Annotated in this window: 2 protein-coding genes; both read left to right on the top strand. The window is 65.8% G+C overall.

Going from position 1 to position 2019, the window contains the following annotated elements:
- Positions 1 to 228: threonine dehydrogenase (locus tag SX243_26120; protein ID MDY7096463.1), on the top strand; the 228-nt coding region annotated here is incomplete at its 5' end.
- Between the two features lie 131 nt (positions 229 to 359).
- The gene (locus tag SX243_26115) at positions 360 to 1940 is read left to right on the top strand and encodes an IS1182 family transposase (protein MDY7096462.1); all 1581 of its coding nucleotides are present in this window, start codon (positions 360 to 362) and stop codon (positions 1938 to 1940) included.
- The last annotated feature ends 79 nt before the right edge of the window (positions 1941 to 2019 follow it).

The following is a 2019-nucleotide window of genomic DNA, read 5'->3' as shown; positions in this document are numbered from 1 at the left end:
CCGGGCTGGTCCGAGGTGGAAGCGAACCTCATCCACTACAACGAACTCGTCGTCACAGGCTCTACCGACTCCCGCCGCGCCGACTACGAGACCGCCCTTCGCCTGATAGAGTCGGGCCGCATCCAGACCGAGCCCATGTTGACCCACCGATACCCGCTGAAGTCTGCAAACACCGCCCTGCAAACCGCCGCAGCCGGAGAGGGAATAAAAGTGGCCGTCTTGCCGTAACGCCACCAGAACCCCGTAAAACGTCCCCAAAACGAACCCAGAGTGTTGCAGAATGGCCTACCGCGGCAGCGCGAAGATCGAGGTGCGGCTAGCATAAGCTTCCCGGACTTTCTTCAGGAGGCTGCACCATCATGATGGGTATCAAAGAACGCCGCTTCGAACCACTGCCCCGCGAGATCTCGTTGGAGGATCTGGTCCCCAAAAACAACTTCTACCGACGACTAGAAGCTACGTTAGACCTCTCGTTCGTCAGGGAGATGGTGCGCCCATTGTACGCTCGTGGGGGGAGACCTTCGGTGGACCCGGTGGTCTTCTTCAAGCTCCAGTTGGTGATGTTCTTCGAGGGGCTACGTTCCGAGCGAGAGCTGATGCGCGTGGCCGCCGACCGGCTCTCTGTGAGATGGTACCTGGGCTACGACCTCCACGAACCCTTGCCCGACCACTCCAGCCTGACCCGCACCCGCGAACGCTTCGGGCTTCCCGTCTTCCGCCTCTTCTTCGAGCGGATCGTGGAGGAGTGCGTCGAGGCGGGGTTGGTCCGGGGGAACGAGTTGTTCTTCGACTCGACCAAGGTCGAGGGCAACGCGGCCGTGGACTCCTTGGCCCCGAGGTGGGCCGTGGAGGCGCACCTGGCCGGACTCTTCGAGGAGGGGCCTGCGGAAGACGGCCCGCCCTTCGCGGAGGAAACCGACGCCCTGCCCTCCGCCGGGGACGCGCTCCTCCGCGAGCAGAACGCGGCGCGGGAAGATTGGATCTCGCGCGACGGGGCCCAGGACCGCTCCTTCAAGGGTCCGTGGCGCGAGAGGACCTCGGATACCCGAGCGAGCAGGACCGACCCGGACGCCACGCCCATGACCTGGGCCGCCTCCGGCAGGAAGCTCGGCTACCAGGCCCACTACGTCGTGGACGGCGGCAAGGCCAGGATCGTCCTCAACGCGCTCGTGGCCCCGGCCGAGGTCACCGAGAACCGGCCCATGCTCGACCTCCTGTGGCGCACCTGCTTCCGGTGGAAGCTCCGTCCGCACCACGTTACCGCCGACGGCAAGTACGGCACCCTGGAGAACGTGGTGGCGTTGGAGGAGGCGGGCGTCCGCGCCTACGTGGCGCTGCACGAGAGCGGCTCCAGGCCGGGCTTCTTCGCCAAGGGCGAGTTCCGCTACGATGCGGAGGCGGACGTCTACTCGTGCCCAGCCGGAAAAGTGCTGCGCCCGCTCGGCAAGAAGGACGGAGAGGATCGCAGCGACAGGGTCACGTACTACCGGGCGAGGGCCGCCGAGTGCGCGGCCTGCCCGCTCAAGCCCCGGTGCACCACCAACAAGAACGGCCGCCAGCTACGCCGTTACCCCGGGGAGCGCCACGTCGACCGGGTGCGCTCCTACCGCGGCACCCCGTCCTACGAGAAGGCGCTGCGAAAACGGAAGGTTTGGGTCGAGCCCCTGTTCGCGGAAGCCAAGGATTGGCACGGGATGCGGAAGTTCCGCTTGCGGACCCTACGCAGGGTGAACGCCGAGGCGCTGCTGGTGGCGGCCGGCCAGAACCTCAAGAGGTTGCTCCGCTTTGGAGACCGGAGGCCGAGGAAACTGGCTCAGGCGGCAGCCCTGCGACCACCGCCACTTGACACTTGGTGTCTCCGGCGACACCGTTCGGGGTGTTCTCGACGGTCGAAGGAGCCCGTTCTGCAACACTCTGGTAAAGTTTCGGGTATTACGTAGACGCACGAGACTATCCCCGTTCCACGGGTCCACCCGCCTCGGGGACTGTACCGCCGCAGCGGTGTGGATCTATCGCTCG

It is taken from the genome of Acidobacteriota bacterium (genome assembly GCA_034211275.1).
In the GTDB taxonomy this organism is placed as follows: domain Bacteria; phylum Acidobacteriota; class Thermoanaerobaculia; order Multivoradales; family JAHZIX01; genus JAGQSE01.
The sequence above is the reverse complement of the archived record's forward strand: the minus strand, read 5'-3'. Positions and strand labels throughout refer to the sequence as shown.

Bases quoted from the DNA above. Each gene is read 5' to 3' on its own strand.
- SX243_26115 (MDY7096462.1), top strand. From the start codon at position 360: ATGATGGGTATCAAAGAACGCCGCTTCGAACCACTGCCCCGCGAGATC.